A 16,323-nucleotide genomic window follows, 5' to 3' on the forward strand; every position below is an offset into this window, starting at 1 on the left:
CGCATCGCATTCCTGATTGCATTACCGGAATTTAATTCCCAAATTCCCAGTTAGCAGGCCACCCGTATAATGGTAAACTATTCATTAATGCAGCATTCTTCGGATAATCGTGATTTCAAGGGGCGGAAAGACGGTTTGACTGACAAGCCAGTTTCGGGTCCCAGCCCCGTGGACGTCCATGTCGGTGGCCGTATCCGGCTGCGCCGGACCCTGATGGGTCTGTCCCAGGAGCGTCTGGGTGACGCCCTGGGGCTGACCTTCCAGCAGGTCCAGAAATATGAACGCGGCACCAATCGCGTCAGCGCGTCTCGGCTGTACGAACTGTCGGAAGTGCTGGACGTGCCGGTCAGCTTCTTCTTCGACGGGCTGGACAGCGGCCAGGCCGGGTCGAAGGCGACGAACGCGATTCCGGGCTTCGCCCAGGCCCAGGAAGCCTTCGGCGGCGCGCCCGAGGGCGCGGCCCCGGCGAGCGAGATCGCGCTGTTTTCCCGGCGCGAGACGATCGAGCTTGTCCGTATCTATTACCGGATCGAAGATCCCGCCATGCGGCGCCGGGTGCTGGACCTGATCCGCATGATGGCGCCGCCGGAATGACCGTCTTCCGTTTCTGAGGACAGAAGCAGCGCAGGCGTCCGGCGCCGGTTACTCGCGCCGCAGCACCTGGTCGTTGATGAATGAGGCCAGCCGTCCGGCCACGAAGTCCCGGCGCAGGCGGGCCTCGTCATATTCATCGCGCACCCAGTCCAGGAACGGCAGGCGGCCCTCGGCTTCGTGCCGGTAGCGCAGGAAGAACGCATCCAGGATACCGGTGCGCGATCGGTTGAAATGACCGAACCGCCAGGAAAGTTGGCGCAGCGCCTGCTCGGCGGTGCCTCCTTCGAACAGGATCACCAGGCCCGATGCCAGTCCCGCGCGGTCGGCGCCGGATTTGCAGTGCATCAGCATGGGGAAGTCCAGCGTGGCGTACATCGCCGCGAAGCGCAGGATGCGGTCGCGATGGGGCGCGCCCCGGCTTTCGAACGCCATGTCCAGGTGGGTCAGGCCGATGCGCGACGCGGCCTCGCGCGACAGGGCGTCCGACCCGCATCGGCGATGGCCACGCAGGTTGACCAGCGTGCGCAGGCCGTAGCGACGCGTGGCGGCCGCCAGGCGGCGGGGCGTGGGGTGGTTGCAGCGATAGACCTTGCCCGGGATCACGGCGGCGAAATTGGTCCAGGGCAGGCGAAAGACCGCGTGATCGACGAACAGGCTGTCGATCCAGGCCCGGCGTCGGCTGCCCGGCGCGGCTAGGGTTCCGTCGAACAAGGCTGGCTGCTTCCTGGCGCAAGGGGGCAAAAAGAAAGGGCGTCGGATGTGTCCCATCCGGCGCCCTGTCCGTCAATCATTTCAGTCGGTCGCATCCGCCGGCTTGCCCGGCGGCGCGGGATCAGATCTTGCGTTCCAGCTGCAGTTCCTTGATCCGGGCGATGGCCTTCGCCGGGTTCAGGCCCTTGGGGCAGGTCTGGGTGCAGTTCATGATCGTGCGGCAGGCATACAGCTTCAGCGGATCTTCCAGCGCATCCAGCCGCTCGCCCGCATGTTCGTCACGGCTGTCGGCGATCCAGCGATAGGCCGCCAGCAGGGTGGCCGGGCCCAGGTACCGGTCGCCGTTCCACCAGTAGGACGGGCAGGACGTGGTGCAGCAGAAGCACAGGATGCATTCCCACATCCCGTCCAGTTCCGCACGTTCCTCGATGCTCTGGCGGCGCTCCGAATCCGGCGGGGGCGCCGTATCGGATTTCAGCCAGGGCTCGATCGAGCGAAGCTGGGCATAGGCGCCGTTCAGGTCGGGCACCAGGTCCTTGACGACCGGCATGTGCGGCAGCGGATAGATCGACACCGCGTCATGCACGTCCTTGATCGGCTTCAGGCACGCAAGCGTGTTTTCGCCGTCGATGTTCATGGCGCACGACCCGCAGATCCCCTCGCGGCAGGACCGGCGGAAGGTCAGCGTCGGATCGACGTTGTTCTTGATGTGGATCAGCGCGTCCAGCACCATCGGGCCGATCGTATCCAGATCGATCTCGTAGGTGTCGACGACGGGGTTGGCACCGTCGTCCGGGTTCCAGCGATAGACCCGGAACGGCTTGACGTTCTTGGCGCCGGGTGCGGCCGTGAAAATACGGCCTTTCCCGATCTGGCTGTTCTTTGGCAGGCTGAATTCGACCATCGTCTCGTCCCTTTTCCGCCGCTTCGCTTAGTAGACGCGCTTTTTGGGGGGGAAGACCTGGACCTCGTCGGTCAGCGTCTTCATGTGCACCGGGCGGTAGGACAGTTCCACGCCACCCTTGTCGTCCAGATGGGCGACGGTGTGCTTCATCCAGTTCTTGTCGTCACGCTCGGGGTAGTCGTCGTGCGCCTGCGCGCCGCGGCTTTCGTGCCGGGCCTCGGCGCCCGCCATGGTAACGGTGGCGTTGGCCAGCAGGTTCTCGAATTCCAGCGCTTCCATCAGGTCGGTGTTCCAGATCAGCGAGCGATCGGAAATCGACAGGTCGGGCACGCCCGTCCATATGTCCTTTATCTTCTCGACGCCTTCCGCCAGGCTCTTGGTGTTGCGGAAGACGGCGGCATGCTTCTGCATCGTGCGCTGCAGCGTGTCGCGCATGACCGACACGTGGGTGCCGCCCTTGGCCGAACGCAGACGGTCCAGGCGGTCCAGCGCGGCCTCGCCCGCCTTGGGGGGCAGCGGGGCGATGGTCTCCATGGGCTTGATCAGCTCGGCGGCGCGCTTGGCGGCCGCGCGGCCGAACACCACCAGGTCCAGCAGCGAATTGGTGCCCAGGCGGTTGGCGCCATGCACCGACACGCACGCGGCCTCGCCCACCGCCATCAGGCCGGGCACGACAGCGTCCACATTGTCGGCCGTCGGGCGGATGACCTCGCCATGATAGTTCGTGGGAATGCCGCCCATGTTGTAATGCACGGTCGGCAGGACGGGCACCGGCTCCTTGGTCACGTCGATGCCGGCGAAGATGCGCGCGGTCTCGGAAATGCCCGGCAGGCGCTCATGCAGCAGGTCCGCACCCAGATGCTCCAGGTGCAGCAGCATGTAGTCCTTTTTCGGGCCGCAGCCGCGACCCTCGTTGATCTCGATGGTCATCGAGCGCGACACCACGTCGCGCGACGCCAGGTCCTTGGCGGTCGGCGCGTAGCGCTCCATGAAGCGCTCGCCCTCGGAATTGGTCAGGTATCCGCCCTCGCCACGGCAGCCTTCGGTCAGCAGGCAGCCGGCCGGATAGATGCCGGTCGGGTGGAACTGGACGAATTCCATGTCCTGGGTCGGCACGCCCGCGCGCATCGCCATGCCGCCGCCGTCACCCGTGCAGGTGTGGGCCGACGTGCAGGACTGGTAGGCACGGCCGTAGCCGCCGGTCGCCAGCACCACCGTCTGGGCGCGGAAGCGGTGGATCGAACCGTCTTCCAGGCACCACGCGATCACGCCGCGGCAGGCGCCCTGGTCGTCCATGATCAGGTCCAGGGCAAAATATTCGACGAAGAATTCGACGTTATGCTTCAGGCACTGCTGGTACAGCGTGTGCAGGATGGCATGGCCGGTGCGGTCGGCGGCGGCGCAGGCGCGGGGCACCGGGGCCTCGCCGTAATTGCGCATGTGGCCGCCGAAGGGGCGCTGGTAGATCTTGCCTTCCTCGGTGCGCGAGAACGGAACACCCAGATGTTCCAGTTCCTGCACGGCGGGAACCGCCTCGCGGCACATGTATTCGATGGCGTCCTGGTCGCCCAGCCAGTCCGACCCCTTGACGGTGTCGTACATGTGCCAGCGCCAGTTGTCCTCGGCCATGTTGCCCAGGGACGCGCCGATGCCGCCCTGGGCGGCGACGGTATGGCTGCGGGTGGGGAAGACCTTGGTGACGCAGGCGGTCTTCAGGCCGGCGGCGCCCATGCCCAGCGTGGCGCGCAGACCCGATCCGCCGGCGCCGACGACGACCACGTCATAGGCGTGATCGACGATCCGATAGGCATTTGATGAAGGGAGAGTGATCGCGTTCATTTCTTGGACGTGTCCCGATGCTCGTCCGGCCCGCGGGACGGCTTGTGTCGCCGCCGGGCCGGAACTGTCTCTGTATCGCTGTCTCTGTACTCACGGACCGCGCGGGCCCGATCCGCCATGTCAGGCGATTGCCTTGCGCGACGGGGCCAGTGCCAGCTTCAGGACGGCGATCACGGCGAACAGCCCGATCAGGAAGGCGGCGCCCTTCATCAGCAGGCTGACCGGCAGATGCGCCTTGCCATGCACATAGTCATCGATGATGACCTGCAGGCCCAGCTGCATGTGGTAGAAGGTCAGGACCATCAGGGCCAGCAGCATCGAGGAATTGACGGGCTTGCCGCCCCATTCCACGACATCTTCCTGGCTGGAGCCCGCCAGGCGCAGGACCTGCAGCACGAACCAGCCCGACAGCGGCACCAGGGCGACGGCGGACATCCGCTCCATCCACCAGTGGTCCACCCCGGTCTTGGCCGAGCCCAGTCCCCGTGCCCGGGACAATTGCGAGCGCATGACATCCATGCGCGGCGTATGGGACGCGTTCATGTCAGGATGCCTTCTTCTTTCTGGAACGGCAGGCCGCAAGGCCGAAGATGGTGGCGACGAGCGCCAGCGTCGTCCCCACCGTCACGCCCACCGCGATGGGCCCGTCCTCGTTGATCTCTTTCTTCTCGAAGCGGTAGCCGGCATCCCACGAGAGATGGCGCAGGCCCGCGACGAAATGATAGACCAGCGACAGCGTCCAGCCCACAAGGGCCAGCTTGCCCATGGGATTGCGGGTAACCTTCTGAACCCTCTTGAAGGATTCAGGGCCTTTCGCGGCTGCATTCAGCCAGCACACGCCGAGTACCGAACCGGCGGCCGCCGCGACGCCGGCTGCCCGGTTCGCGATTGAAAGGAACATTGAAAGTCGGAAGCGATAGACCTGGAGATGCGGGGACATGGGTCGCCGGGTCAGTGTTCCGTCGCTTCGGTGCCCTATATAGAGCGCATCACGGACATCCTGCATGGTCGTCTCGTCGATTTCCCTGATTATGGCTCCGGTTTGTTCCGTCGCCTTGTGTCTGTATCGGTCCTACGCCGGGGAGGGGGCGCGGTCAACGCAGGGGGGAACACGAGGTCGCGAGACGCGTGATTGCAGTGCCGTGGCACGCAACCGGAACGATTTCGTACCGTTCCGGTTTTTCGTGGTGTCGATCAGGCTGCCTTGTGGTGAATCAGGTCCAGCGCGATCATGGTTTCCGCGATCTGTACTGCATTCAGCGCGGCCCCCTTGCGCAGATTGTCCGCCACGCACCAGAAGGCCAGGCCGTTGGGTACGGTCGGGTCGATCCGCAGGCGCGACACGTAAGTTGCGTCCTCACCAACACATTCTGTCGGCGTGACGTAGCCGCCATCCTCGCGCTGGTCGTGCAGGATGACGCCCGGCGCCTCGCGCAGGGCCTCCCGCGCGCGCTCCAGGTCCACGGGTTCCTCGAACTCGACCGTGATGGCCTCGGAATGGCCGATGAAGACCGGCACGCGCACGCAGGTAGCGAAAACCGAGATGTCAGGGTCAAGGATTTTGCGGGTCTCGGCCGTCATCTTCCATTCCTCCTTGGTCGCGCCGTCATCCATGAAACGGTCGATATGGGGAATGCAGTTGAAGGCGATCTGCTTGGTGAACTGTTCGGCCTTCAGCGGGTCGCCCACGAAGCTGGCGCGCGACTGGGCGAACAGTTCGTCCATGCCTTCCTTGCCCGCGCCGGCCACCGCCTGGTACGTGGCCACCACGACGCGGCGGATGGTGAACAGGTCGTGCAGCGGCTTCAGCGCCACCACCATCTGGATGGTCGAGCAGTTCGGGTTGGCGATGATGCCGCGCCGCGCCCGCTTCAGCGCGTTCGGGTTGACCTCGGGCACCACCAGCGGCACGTCGTGTTCCATGCGGAAATGCGACGTGTTGTCGATGACGATGCATCCGGCCTTGGCCGCGCGCGGCGCATGCACCGCCGAAACCGACGCCCCGGGCGAGAACAGGGCGATGTCCCAGCCGGTGAAGTCGAAATGCTCCAGGTTCTGCACCTTCAGCACCGTCTTGTCGCCGAACGAGACCTCCTGCCCCGCCGATCGGGCCGAGGCCAGGGCGACGATCTCGTCTATCGGAAACGCGCGTTCGGCCAGCGTCTTGAGCATTTCCCGCCCGACGGCGCCCGTGGCGCCGACGACCGCAACGCGGTATCCCATCGATCCATTCCCTGATCTGCGCGCCCGGCCTGCCCGGGGGCTGCGTGTTTTCTCCTGATTGGAGACGCTGACAGGTAGTGCCGTCCCGGGTGCTATGCAAGCAGGACAAGCGGGGCCTCGCGGGTTGCGGTCTCGCATCCTTGTGTTGGCACGGTGCGTTGCCGCTCCGCCCCGCCGGGTGTCTGATGGCCGGACATGACAGCCGTTCGTGATCTGGCGCAAGGTCTTCCCCCGCGCCGGCGTCTATGCTCGGGCTGCTGGCTGTTCAGGAGAACTATCCGTCATGTCCTTCTCTCGCGACATATCGTCGCCGGCGCGCGCCCGGCATGCCATCCCCCCCTCGGGCAGCAAGCCGGCCCCGGCCTCCACGCTGGTGGTGTTCGGCGCCCATGGCGACCTGACGAAGCGGCTGTTGATGCCGGCCCTGTACAACCTGGCGGGCAGCGGATTGCTGGACCCGGATTTCCGCATTATCGGCATCGACCGCGTGCCGGGCAGCACGGCGGAATGGCGCGACGGGCTGGCCGCGACGATGCAGGAATTCACCCGCGACCGCGATGCCGAATTCTACACCCCCAGCATCGACGCCAAAGCCTGGGGCTGGGTCGCGGACAGGCTGGAATACGTCCAGACCGATTTCTCGGACCTGGCGCAGGTGCGGGCCCTGGGCGAGAAACTACCGGGCAGCGCCGTGTTCTACCTGGCGGTGCCATCGCGTTTCTTCGGGTCGCTGGTGGCCACGCTGGGCCAGGCCGGGCTGCTGGCGGAACAGGACGGCAGGTTCCGCCGCGTGGTGATCGAAAAGCCGTTCGGCTCGGACCTCGCGACCGCGCGGGCGCTGAACGCGCAGATCCTGTCGGTGCTGGACGAACGCCAGATCTATCGGATCGACCATTTCCTGGGCAAGGAAACGGTCCAGAACATCCTGGCCATGCGCTTCGGCAACCTGATCTTCGAGCCGCTGTGGCGGAACGAGTATATCGACCATGTCGAAATCACCGCCGCCGAGACCATCGGGGTCGAGCAGCGGGGTGCGTTCTACGAACCGACGGGCGCGCTGCGCGACATGGTGCCGAACCACCTGTTCCAGCTCTTCGCCATGGTGGCGATGGAACCGCCGGCCTCGTTCTCGGCCGACACGGTGCGCACGGCGAAGGAGCAGCTGTTCGAATCCGTCCGCCCGGTGGCGCCGGAGGACGCGGTGCGCGGCCAGTACCGGGCCGGGACCGTCGACGGAAAGCCCGTGGCCGCCTATCGCGACAGCCCGGGCGTCGCCCCCGACAGCGTGACGGAAACCTATGTCGCGCTGAAGCTGCATGTGGATAACTGGCGCTGGTCGGGCGTGCCGTTCTATCTGCGCACCGGCAAGTCGCTGGGCGGCCGCCGGACCGAGGTCGTGGTGCAGTTCAAGAAGCCGCCGGTCGCCATCTTCCGCGGCACCGCGACCGACGCGCTGCCGCCCAACCGCATGATCCTGAACATCCAGCCCTCGCAGGGCCTGACCATCGGGATGGCGGCCAAGCATCCGGGCCCGGCAATGGACCTGGCCGAGGTGCAGGTCCGCTTCCGGTACGAGGACGCGTTCGACCTGCAGCCCAATGTCGGCTACGAAACGCTGCTGTATGACTGCCTCAGCGGCGATGCGACGCTGTTCCAGCGCGCGGACAATATCGACGCCGCCTGGGCGGCAGTGGACCCGGTCCTGCAAGCCTGGGCCAAATCGTCCGATAGCCTGGAATTCTACGATGCCGGCGCCACCGGCCCGGCCGGGGCGGACGCCCTGCTGGCCCGCGACGGCCGAAGCTGGTACCCGCTGGACGGCGTTTAAGAACCGGGCTTGTCTTATGACTTTTTTGTCGCGGTGAGCGATAAAGGGCCGTTCAGCCGGGGTGGCCACCCCGGCTGAACGGGAAGGGGACGGGTCGCCTGGGCTGGACCATAGCGGGTCGTGGCGGAGTATGACCGCCCCTTCTTTTCCTTGTGCCCTGAACGGATACCGGGGGGCTTGAGCCCCGGATGACAAGCATAGGACATGGAAAAGATGATCGCGATCGCCTCCCGTGCCAAGCCTGAAATGCGCGATACCCCGATCACGATCGGGATCGACGTCTCGAAAGATCACCTTGATGCCGCGCTTCATCCGGGCTCCGCGACGCGGCGGTTCGATAATGACGCCGCCGGTCATACGGCCCTGCGCCGCTGGATCGGCAAACGGGCGGTGGCCCGTATCGTGTTCGAAGCAACGGGGATCTATCACCGTGCCCTTGAGCGCCGCCTGACCCAGGCGGGCCTGCCCGTCTGCAAGGTCAACCCGCGCCAGGCCCGGCGCTTTGCCGAGGCGACTGGCACGCTGGCCAAGACCGATCGTGTGGATGCGCTCATGCTGGCCCGTTTCGGCGTGGCGCTGGAGCCCGCGATACGCCAGGCCCCCAGTGAAAAGCAGGCGGAACTGGCCGAACTCGTCGCCGCCCGCGAGGGGCTTTCGCGTGACCGGACGAGAACCCTGAACCGCAAGGCCGCCACGGAGAACGGCCTGCTCCTGCGTCAGACCCGCCATCGCCTGCGTCAGATCGAAGCGCAGATCGCGGCCATCGACAAGGCGGTCGCGGCCCTGATCGACGCCGAACCCGTAATGGCGCACCGGCGCGATATCCTGCTCAGCATTCCCGGCGTGGGCGCCACCACAGCCCATGCCCTGCTGGCCAACATGCCCGAACTCGGCAGCATGGAGGAGGGGCAGGCCGGCGCGCTGGCCGGCCTCGCGCCCATTACGCGCCAGTCGGGAACCTGGCAGGGAAAGAGCGTCATCCGGGGCGGCCGCGCTCAGCTGCGCCGGGCCCTCTACATGCCGGCACTGGTCGCCATCCGGCATAATCCCGATCTCAAGCGCCAATATGACGCTCTCGTCGCACGCGGAAAACCGGCCATGCTCGCCATCACCGCCGTCATGAGGAAGCTCATCGTCCTCGCAAACGCACTCCTGCGACAGGATCGCTCATGGGCACCAAAAATAGCTTGATCAAGACGGATACTCAGCCCGGACCCGGCAGGGCATGATGCCCTGCACCCCGGATGACTGGGTTTCCAAAGGGCCAAGCCCTTTGGCGGGTCCAGGGCAGCGCCCTGGCCTTCAGGTCAATGCTGGTCCCGTCCGTCCGAATGACGGAACAGGGTATCGGCCTCTTTCTTCTGTGCGTCGCTCAGGCCGTTATACAGTGTGCGGAACGCCATGTTCAGCGCCTGCAGGTTCTGCGCGCGCTGCGTTATCAGGTCGGCATAGGACTGCATGTTGTCGGGCGCGCTCATGCCCGCCAGCTTCTCGCGGCGCTGCAGGATGGCGTCGTGGAAGCGGGTGGCGTTGTCGCGCATCACCTGGACGAACGCGCCCCAGGCGGTTTCCTGCGCGGATGTGATGCCCAGTTGCTGGTGTAGGGTGGCGATGTGCGCCGCCAGCAGGTCGGGCGCCGAGTCATGGGGGGTATGGACCGGAACGGCCGAGCCCTGGCTGGAAGGGGCCTGGCTGGACGGGCCGGGGGTGCCGGAAGCGGGAGCACTGGAAGCAGGGGTGCTGGGGCTGGCGGTGCCCGGACCTGCCGTGCCGGGGCTGGCCGCCGTCTGGCCGGCCGGCGCGGCGCCCGGTGCGGCGGGCGGAGGCGCGTCGGCGGCCGCGAGGGCCGGGGCCGGGAGCAGGGTGAGGGCGGCGAGGAGCGTGAACCGGCGAACGGTCATGAACGGATGACTCCGGTAAAGGCGGGTGGACGGAAGGGGGCCGGCCGCATCAATAGGGCGACGGTCCGTACGACGTCTGGGGGTAATAAGCCGGCGGCGGGGGCGGAGGTTCCGCCTGCGGGGAATAGGCGGCGGGCGGCGGCGCCGCCTGCGACGACAGCGCCCCGCCGACCAGCGCGCCGACGGCCAGGCCCGCAATGCCGGCACCGACGACGGCCCCGACTCCCGGGCCGCGATGATAGCCGCCGCCACCGCGCCAGCCGGGGCGGCCCCGGCCCCAGTCGCGATGCTCGATATGACGGCCGCCGCCGTGCCAGCCGGGGCCGCCATGACCGCGCTGGGCCAGCGCGGCCTGCGGCAGGGTGGTGGCGATGGTCCCGGTCAGGCAGATGCCGGCCAGAAGCAGGGGCAAGGTTTGAACCCGCATGATGGGGCTCCTTTATCGATCAGTAACGTCCTCGGAGCGTACTATCGGCATCAATCTTGGCGGAATCGCGGCTTCCCTTTCCGCAGGCGATGGTCAGGCGGCGCGCGACAGGCGCTTGGCCAGGGCAGAGAGGCGGTGGCGGCGCAGTTCGCTGCGGGCCTTGGCGCCGGTTTCCATGTAGTTGAGCTGGATCGTGTAGCGCCGGCCGACATATTGCCGGTGGCCGTGCCACGTGGTCGGCCCGTTGGGGAAGATCAGCAGCGTGCCGTCCACGGGCGGGACCTCGGCGGCGAAATCCTCGATATCGTCCGGGCCGCGCAGTAGGCGCACGCAGCCTTCCTGCCGGGCCCAGGACGCGCTGGCCGGGTTCAGGTACAGCAGCACCGTCACGCGCTTGGCCACCGAATCGCAATGGATGCGCCCGTCCTTCTCGCGGGTGCGGCCCCGCAGGGTCAGCATGGTCGGCGCATCGTGCAGGTCCAGGCCGAACTTGCGGGCGATGATCCCGCGCAGGACCGGCCCCTCCATTTCCTCCATCACGCCGCGCACCAGCGGGGACACGGCCAGGGCGGAAGGGGGGAACGACCCGCCGGAGGCCAGCTCCGGCAGCGACGCCACCAGGGCTTGCAGGTCATCCGGCCGGATGAAGTGGGGGACGACCGCATGGGGGAAGGGATCGTCGGAAACCGGGGCGGCTTCCAGCGCGGCATAATCGGGACGGATCGGCGCGGTAATGGTCATGGTACCTGCGAAGGGCTGATGGAGACCAGATTCCAATTCCTAGGCCCGGAGGTGCCCCGGAATCAAGGCATTGGCGCGCACCCGCCCCGCCCCGTCTCAGCCCGCCTCGGCGGCCTTCTGCACCGCGTCGATCACCCGGGTGGAATAGACCGCCGCCGCCCCGGCATTCAGCGCGACGGCGACACCCAGCGCCTCGGCGATTTCCTCCTTCGTGGCGCCGGCGTCCACCGCCGCCCTGGAATGGACCGCGATGCATCCGTCGCAGCGGGTCGTGACCGCCACCGCCAGCGCGATCAGTTCGCGCGTCTTGGCGTCCAGCCGGCCGGTGGTGACGGCGGCCTCTTCCAGCGTGGTCAGGCCCTCGACCGTACCGGGTGTCAGGGCAGCCAGCTTGGGCATGGTCTGGCCGAGATAGCGGCGATAGGCGGACCAGTCGATCATCGCGCAACATCCTTGTTTCGTGGTCGTGAATACGGTTTCAAGTTCACCAGATAGAGAGCAGGCCTGTCACGACACGGTTTGGCGACCGCACGCTCTTGCTGAGAATGGTTGCTGGCGCTATCGGCGTTGTTATGGAAGCCGCCCTTTCGCTCTTCGCCTCGGACCTGCATCTTCCCCCCGGAACGGGACCCCTGGCCGCGTACCAGGCCCGGGTGAATGCGGGCCTGCTCTCCGCCGATCCCGAACAGGCCAAGGCCGCGGCGCGTCTGGACCGGCTGTGGCGGGAACTGCCCGGCTATCACCCCGTGGTGCGCCGGCCGCCGCCGCAGGGGATTTTCAGCCACGGGCTGCTGGGCAAGGGGCTGGGCAGCCTGAAATCCCGCCTCGGCCTGGCCGGCGGTGCCGCCCAACCGCCGCGCCCGCGCGGCGTGTACCTGGTGGGGCAGGTCGGGCGCGGCAAGACCATGCTGATGGACCTGTTCTTCGAGCTGGCCCCGGTGGAACACAAGAAACGGGTGCATTTCCATCGTTTCATGCAGGACGTCCACCAGCGCCTGCACGCCATGAAGATCGCCCATCCGGACCTGACCGATCCGATCCCGCCGCTGGCCCACGCCATCGCGGACGAGGCCTGGCTGCTGTGCTTCGACGAATTCCAGGTGAACGACATCGCCGACGCGATGGTCCTGGGCCGCCTGTTCGAATATCTGTTCGCCGAGGGCGTGGTCGTGGTCGCGACCTCGAACACCGAGCCCAAGGATCTGTTCCAGAACCGGCCGGGCGCGGACGCCTTCCGCCCCTTCATCGCCATCATCCAGCGCGAGGTCGACACGGTGGAACTGGATTCCCCGCGCGATTACCGCAGGGGCGGCATGCGCGGCATGGCGACCTGGATCGTCCCCCCGGGCCCCGACGCGGAGCTGGAGTTGGATTCGCTGTTCATGCGCCTGGCCGACGGCGCCCCGGTGCGCCCGGTGAAGCTGGAGGTGATGGGCCGGACGTTCGCGGTGCCGGTGGCGGCCGGTCCGGTCGCGCGCTTCACCTTTCCCGATCTGTGCGGCCGGCCGCTGGGCGCGGGCGACTATCTGGCCCTGGCCAACCGCTTCGCGGCGCTGGTCCTGGACGACGTGCCGCGCCTGGGCCCCGACAATTTCGATGTCGCCCGCCGTTTCATCGTGCTGATCGATACGCTCTACGAACAGAAGGTCAAGCTGTTCGCCTCGGCCGAGGACCAGCCGGACGCCATCTACCAGAAGGGTGACGGCGCGCAGGCTTTCGAACGTACCGCATCGCGCCTGGAAGAAATGCAGAGCGCTGCCTACCTGGACCTGCCGCACCTGTCCTGACCGGGGCGCCGGCCGCCCGACCGCCCGGGGGCGCCGTTTCGCCATTCCTGCGCATGTTCCTTACGGTCACGGCATCGTGACGGTTATGGCGAGGGTGTGACTGGCGGGGCGGTAGGCAAGTGGTTCGCGCTTTGCTTGGGTAGGGCGCCTGTTCCGTTCGGCGGAAACGGAAAGGTGAGTATGCGTGCAGAGCAATCCAGCCCGTGGTGAATGATGGCGGCGGATGGCCCGGGGTGACGCTAGGGTTGGGACGACAAGCGGTGCGGGCCGGGAAGGGCGTCATGATCGGCGGCCAGGGCGCGAAACCGGACAATGACGCGGCCAAGAAGGCCGCCAGTGAGGAGATGTCTTCAAGATGGCGGGCGTAGATATCCTGTCGACCGCGTTCAGCGGAGCAAACACGGCCTATCTGGCCGAACTGTACGCCCGCTGGGCTTCGGACCCCGGCAGCGTCGATCCATCCTTCGCATCCCTGTTCTCGGCGATGGACGAGGAAGGGGCGGCGATCCTGCATGACGCGGAAGGGGCCTCGTGGTCCCCGCGCGAGTCGATGATCGATGGCGGCGAGGCCCCGCCGGCGGCATCCAAGGGCGGCCCCGTTTCGGTGGCGAGCCTGCATGCGGCGGCGGACGACAGCCTGCGCGCCACGCAACTGATCCGCGCCTATCGCGTGCGCGGCCATCTCGAAGCCCGGCTGGACCCGTTGGGCCTGCAGATCCCCAAACCCCATGCCGACCTGGACCCCGCGACGTACGGGTTCGGGCTGCAGGATCTCGATCGCCCGATCTATCTGGGCCATATCGTGGCCAACCTGATCGGCACGCAGACCGCGACGATCAACCAGGTGCTGGACGCGCTGCGCGCCGTCTATTGCGGGCCGATCGGCGCCGAATTCATGCATGTCCAGGACCCCGAACATCGCAACTGGCTGCAGAAGCGGCTGGAGGGCGACAACTGGCGCGCCGGCGTGTCGGCGGACGAGAAGAAGGTCATCCTGCACCACCTGACCGAGGCCGAGGGGTTCGAGGCCTTCTGCCAGAAGCGCTATGTCGGCACGAAGCGCTTCGGGCTGGAGGGCGAGGACGTCACCATTCCCGCGCTGCATGCGATGATCGACCAGGTGGCCAAGGACGGCGTGCGCACCGTTGCGATCGGCATGCCGCATCGCGGCCGCCTGAACACGCTGGTAAACGTGGTGCGCAAGCCCTACACCGCCATCTTCAGCGAATTCGCCGGCGCGTCCTTCAAGCCTGACGACGTGCAGGGCTCGGGCGACGTGAAATACCATCTCGGCACCTCGACCGACGTGGATATCGACGGCAACCCGGTCCACATCTCGCTGCAGCCCAACCCGTCGCACCTGGAAGCGGTCGATCCGGTGGTGATCGGCAAGGTGCGCGCGACGCAGGACGATGACGACCCGCATGCCCGCAGCCGCCACATGGCGCTGCTGCTGCATGGTGACGCCGCCTTCGCCGGCCAGGGCCTGGTGTACGAGACCATGGCGATGTCGCAGCTGATCGGCTATCGCACCGGCGGCACCATCCATGTCGTGGTGAACAACCAGATCGGCTTCACCACCGTGTCGGCCCATGCCTATTCCGGGCTGTACTGCACGGACATCGCCAAGGCGGTGCAGGCGCCGATCCTGCACGTCAACGGCGACGAGCCCGAAGCCGTGGTGTATTGCGCCCGCCTGGCCGCCGATTTCCGCCAGAAATTCGCGACCGACATCGTGCTGGACATCGTGGGCTACCGCCGTCACGGCCATAACGAGTCGGACGAGCCGTCCTTCACCCAGCCGACGATGTACAAGGCCATCGCCGCCCGCCCGACGGTGCGCACGCTGTATGCCGACCGCCTGGTGCGCGAAAGCGTGGTGACCGAGGCCGAGGCCACCGCGCAGTGGGATGCGTTCCAGGACCGGCTGGAGGAATCCTATCAGGCGGCGCAGACCTACAAGCCCAACAAGGCCGACTGGCTGGAAGGTGCCTGGACCGGGCTGAAGCCCCCGCCGGTGGGCGCGGTGGATGCCGAACCTGCGACCGGCGTCGCGGTCGAGGCGCTGCGCAAGATCGGCGAGGCGCTCAGCACCGCGCCGTCCGATTTCAACATCAATCCCAAGATCGCCCGCCAGCTCAAGGCCAAGGCCGCGATGTTCCAGTCGGGCGAAGGCATCGACTGGGCGACCGGCGAGGCGCTGGGCTTCGGCTCCCTGGTGCTGGAAAAGCATCGCGTCCGCCTGTCGGGCGAGGACTGCCAGCGCGGCACGTTCAGCCAGCGCCATGCCGTGCTGACGGACCAGGTCAACCAGAACACCTATGTGCCGCTGAACAACATCGACGCCGGCCAGGGCGTGTTCGAGGTCTATAACTCGCTGCTTTCGGAATTCGGCGTGCTGGGCTTCGAATATGGCTATTCGCTGGCCGATCCGAACGCGCTGGTGCTGTGGGAAGGCCAGTTCGGCGACTTCGCCAACGGCGCGCAGGTCATCATCGACCAGTTCATCGCCTCGGGCGAGACCAAGTGGCTGCGCATGTCGGGCCTGGTGCTGCTGCTGCCGCACGGGTACGAGGGCCAGGGTCCGGAACATTCCTCGGCCCGCCTGGAACGGTACCTGCAGCTCTGCGCCGAAAACAACATGCGGGTCTGCAACCTGACCACGCCGGCGAACTATTTCCACGCCCTGCGCCGCCAGCTCAAGCTGGACTACCGCAAGCCGCTGGTCATCATGACGCCGAAATCGCTTCTGCGGCACAAGCTGGCGGTCTCGAACCTCGAGGAGTTCGCCTCGGGCACGACGTTCCGTCCGGTGATCGGCGAAATCGATCCGATCGCCAATGGCGACGCGATCGAACGGGTCGTGATCTGCTCGGGCAAGGTCTATTACGACCTGCTGGCCGAACGGCGCGAGCGTGCGCTGGACAAGGTCGCGATCCTGCGGCTGGAACAGTTCTACCCGTTCCCGGAAAAGCTGCTGGCCGAGCAACTGGCCCTGTATCCGAAGGCGAAAGTCATCTGGTGCCAGGAAGAGCCCGAGAACATGGGGGGATGGACGTTCGTCGATCGCCTGATCGAAGGCGTGATGGCCAAGGCGGGTCGCAAGGGCGGCCGTCCGACCTATGTCGGCCGTGTCGCGGCGGCCAGCCCGGCCACCGGCCTGGCCCGCGTCCATGCCAGCGAGCAGGCGGCCCTGGTCGCCCAGGCGCTGGGCGTCGGCTGACGGAACGCCCCGGCCGCGGGGCCGGGGCATTGAAAACTGGCCGGAATGGCGGTGTCGTTCCGGCTTCAGTCCGGTTATGTTGAAAGTGCACAAGCCGGCAGACGACGGGCGAGGGGCATGCGAGCCATGTCCCGGTCGGGGGCAT

At 66.9% G+C, this 16,323-nt stretch carries 15 protein-coding genes; 5 read left to right on the plus strand and 10 right to left on the minus strand.

Annotation, left to right across the window (positions count from 1 at the left end; all coding sequences use genetic code 11):
- Positions 1-69 precede the first annotated feature (69 nt).
- Positions 70-594: a helix-turn-helix domain-containing protein gene (locus GDIA_RS10600; protein ID WP_012554135.1), complete on the plus strand. Its 525-nt coding sequence runs from the start codon at positions 70-72 to the stop codon at positions 592-594.
- A 48-nt stretch (positions 595-642) separates the two neighbouring features.
- Here the strand turns inward: GDIA_RS10600 and GDIA_RS10605 are convergent, their stop codons facing one another.
- The 6 genes from GDIA_RS10605 to GDIA_RS10630 all read right to left on the minus strand — a co-directional run bounded on the left by GDIA_RS10605 (position 643) and on the right by GDIA_RS10630 (position 6,271).
- Entirely contained in the window at positions 643-1,305 is a 663-nt protein-coding gene (locus tag GDIA_RS10605; RefSeq protein WP_012554136.1) for a protein-tyrosine phosphatase family protein, read from the minus strand.
- A 121-nt stretch (positions 1,306-1,426) separates the two neighbouring features.
- Positions 1,427-2,209: a succinate dehydrogenase iron-sulfur subunit gene (locus tag GDIA_RS10610; RefSeq protein WP_012224665.1), complete on the minus strand. Its 783-nt coding sequence runs from the start codon at positions 2,207-2,209 to the stop codon at positions 1,427-1,429.
- A 27-nt stretch (positions 2,210-2,236) separates the two neighbouring features.
- Positions 2,237-4,048 carry a succinate dehydrogenase flavoprotein subunit gene (gene sdhA / locus GDIA_RS10615; RefSeq protein ID WP_012224668.1) on the minus strand — a complete coding sequence of 604 codons (1,812 nt, stop codon included), beginning with the start codon at positions 4,046-4,048 and terminating at the stop codon, positions 2,237-2,239.
- Between the two features lie 120 nt (positions 4,049-4,168).
- Positions 4,169-4,591: a succinate dehydrogenase, hydrophobic membrane anchor protein gene (gene sdhD, locus GDIA_RS10620; protein ID WP_012224670.1), complete on the minus strand. Its 423-nt coding sequence runs from the start codon at positions 4,589-4,591 to the stop codon at positions 4,169-4,171.
- 1 nt (position 4,592) lies between these two features.
- Positions 4,593-5,054 carry a succinate dehydrogenase, cytochrome b556 subunit gene (sdhC, locus tag GDIA_RS10625; RefSeq protein ID WP_012554137.1) on the minus strand — a complete coding sequence of 154 codons (462 nt, stop codon included), beginning with the start codon at positions 5,052-5,054 and terminating at the stop codon, positions 4,593-4,595.
- Positions 5,055-5,242: 188 nt separating this feature from the next.
- On the minus strand, positions 5,243-6,271 hold the full coding sequence (locus GDIA_RS10630; RefSeq protein ID WP_012554138.1) for an aspartate-semialdehyde dehydrogenase: 1,029 nt from the start codon (positions 6,269-6,271) through the stop codon (positions 5,243-5,245).
- Positions 6,272-6,554: 283 nt separating this feature from the next.
- Between GDIA_RS10630 and zwf the strand changes: the two genes are divergently transcribed.
- Together zwf and GDIA_RS10640 are read left to right on the plus strand one after the other, a co-directional pair.
- Complete coding sequence (zwf, locus tag GDIA_RS10635) at positions 6,555-8,099, plus strand: glucose-6-phosphate dehydrogenase (RefSeq protein ID WP_012224675.1); 1,545 nt, start codon at positions 6,555-6,557, stop codon at positions 8,097-8,099.
- A 246-nt stretch (positions 8,100-8,345) separates the two neighbouring features.
- Complete coding sequence (locus GDIA_RS10640) at positions 8,346-9,290, plus strand: IS110 family transposase (RefSeq protein WP_012224677.1); 945 nt, start codon at positions 8,346-8,348, stop codon at positions 9,288-9,290.
- Between the two features lie 116 nt (positions 9,291-9,406).
- On the opposite strand, the gene GDIA_RS10645 is transcribed toward GDIA_RS10640, so the two are convergent.
- The 4 genes from GDIA_RS10645 to GDIA_RS10660 all read right to left on the minus strand — a co-directional run bounded on the left by GDIA_RS10645 (position 9,407) and on the right by GDIA_RS10660 (position 11,609).
- Positions 9,407-10,000 carry a Spy/CpxP family protein refolding chaperone gene (locus GDIA_RS10645; RefSeq protein ID WP_012224679.1) on the minus strand — a complete coding sequence of 198 codons (594 nt, stop codon included), beginning with the start codon at positions 9,998-10,000 and terminating at the stop codon, positions 9,407-9,409.
- 49 nt (positions 10,001-10,049) lie between these two features.
- Positions 10,050-10,427, minus strand: a complete 378-nt coding sequence (locus GDIA_RS10650) for a hypothetical protein (RefSeq protein WP_012224681.1) — start codon at positions 10,425-10,427, stop codon at positions 10,050-10,052.
- Positions 10,428-10,520: 93 nt separating this feature from the next.
- Positions 10,521-11,168, minus strand: a complete 648-nt coding sequence (locus tag GDIA_RS10655) for a 2OG-Fe(II) oxygenase family protein (protein ID WP_012554140.1) — start codon at positions 11,166-11,168, stop codon at positions 10,521-10,523.
- Between the two features lie 96 nt (positions 11,169-11,264).
- Positions 11,265-11,609 carry a carboxymuconolactone decarboxylase family protein gene (locus tag GDIA_RS10660; protein WP_012224685.1) on the minus strand — a complete coding sequence of 115 codons (345 nt, stop codon included), beginning with the start codon at positions 11,607-11,609 and terminating at the stop codon, positions 11,265-11,267.
- Between the two features lie 131 nt (positions 11,610-11,740).
- Here GDIA_RS10660 and zapE point away from each other — a divergent pair, with 131 nt between their 5' ends.
- Together zapE and GDIA_RS10670 are read left to right on the plus strand one after the other, a co-directional pair.
- Positions 11,741-12,955 carry a cell division protein ZapE gene (gene zapE / locus GDIA_RS10665; RefSeq protein WP_012554141.1) on the plus strand — a complete coding sequence of 405 codons (1,215 nt, stop codon included), beginning with the start codon at positions 11,741-11,743 and terminating at the stop codon, positions 12,953-12,955.
- Positions 12,956-13,310: 355 nt separating this feature from the next.
- Positions 13,311-16,178, plus strand: coding sequence for a 2-oxoglutarate dehydrogenase E1 component (locus GDIA_RS10670; RefSeq protein ID WP_012554142.1), 2,868 nt, complete (start codon positions 13,311-13,313; stop codon positions 16,176-16,178).
- The last annotated feature ends 145 nt before the right edge of the window (positions 16,179-16,323 follow it).

The sequence above is a fragment of the Gluconacetobacter diazotrophicus PA1 5 genome (genome assembly GCF_000021325.1).
GTDB lineage: Bacteria > Pseudomonadota > Alphaproteobacteria > Acetobacterales > Acetobacteraceae > Gluconacetobacter > Gluconacetobacter diazotrophicus.

Bases quoted from the DNA above. Each gene is read 5' to 3' on its own strand.
- GDIA_RS10600 (WP_012554135.1), top strand. From the start codon at position 70: ATGGTAAACTATTCATTAATGCAGCATTCTTCGGATAATCGTGATTTC.
- GDIA_RS10610 (WP_012224665.1), bottom strand. From the start codon at position 2,209: ATGGTCGAATTCAGCCTGCCAAAGAACAGCCAGATCGGGAAAGGCCGT.
- sdhA (WP_012224668.1), bottom strand. From the start codon at position 4,048: ATGAACGCGATCACTCTCCCTTCATCAAATGCCTATCGGATCGTCGAT.
- sdhD (WP_012224670.1), bottom strand. From the start codon at position 4,591: ATGAACGCGTCCCATACGCCGCGCATGGATGTCATGCGCTCGCAATTG.
- sdhC (WP_012554137.1), bottom strand. From the start codon at position 5,054: ATGCAGGATGTCCGTGATGCGCTCTATATAGGGCACCGAAGCGACGGA.
- GDIA_RS10630 (WP_012554138.1), bottom strand. From the start codon at position 6,271: ATGGGATACCGCGTTGCGGTCGTCGGCGCCACGGGCGCCGTCGGGCGG.
- zwf (WP_012224675.1), top strand. From the start codon at position 6,555: ATGTCCTTCTCTCGCGACATATCGTCGCCGGCGCGCGCCCGGCATGCC.
- GDIA_RS10640 (WP_012224677.1), top strand. From the start codon at position 8,346: ATGCGCGATACCCCGATCACGATCGGGATCGACGTCTCGAAAGATCAC.
- GDIA_RS10645 (WP_012224679.1), bottom strand. From the start codon at position 10,000: ATGACCGTTCGCCGGTTCACGCTCCTCGCCGCCCTCACCCTGCTCCCG.
- GDIA_RS10650 (WP_012224681.1), bottom strand. From the start codon at position 10,427: ATGCGGGTTCAAACCTTGCCCCTGCTTCTGGCCGGCATCTGCCTGACC.
- GDIA_RS10655 (WP_012554140.1), bottom strand. From the start codon at position 11,168: ATGACCATTACCGCGCCGATCCGTCCCGATTATGCCGCGCTGGAAGCC.
- GDIA_RS10660 (WP_012224685.1), bottom strand. From the start codon at position 11,609: ATGATCGACTGGTCCGCCTATCGCCGCTATCTCGGCCAGACCATGCCC.
- zapE (WP_012554141.1), top strand. From the start codon at position 11,741: ATGGAAGCCGCCCTTTCGCTCTTCGCCTCGGACCTGCATCTTCCCCCC.
- GDIA_RS10670 (WP_012554142.1), top strand. From the start codon at position 13,311: ATGGCGGGCGTAGATATCCTGTCGACCGCGTTCAGCGGAGCAAACACG.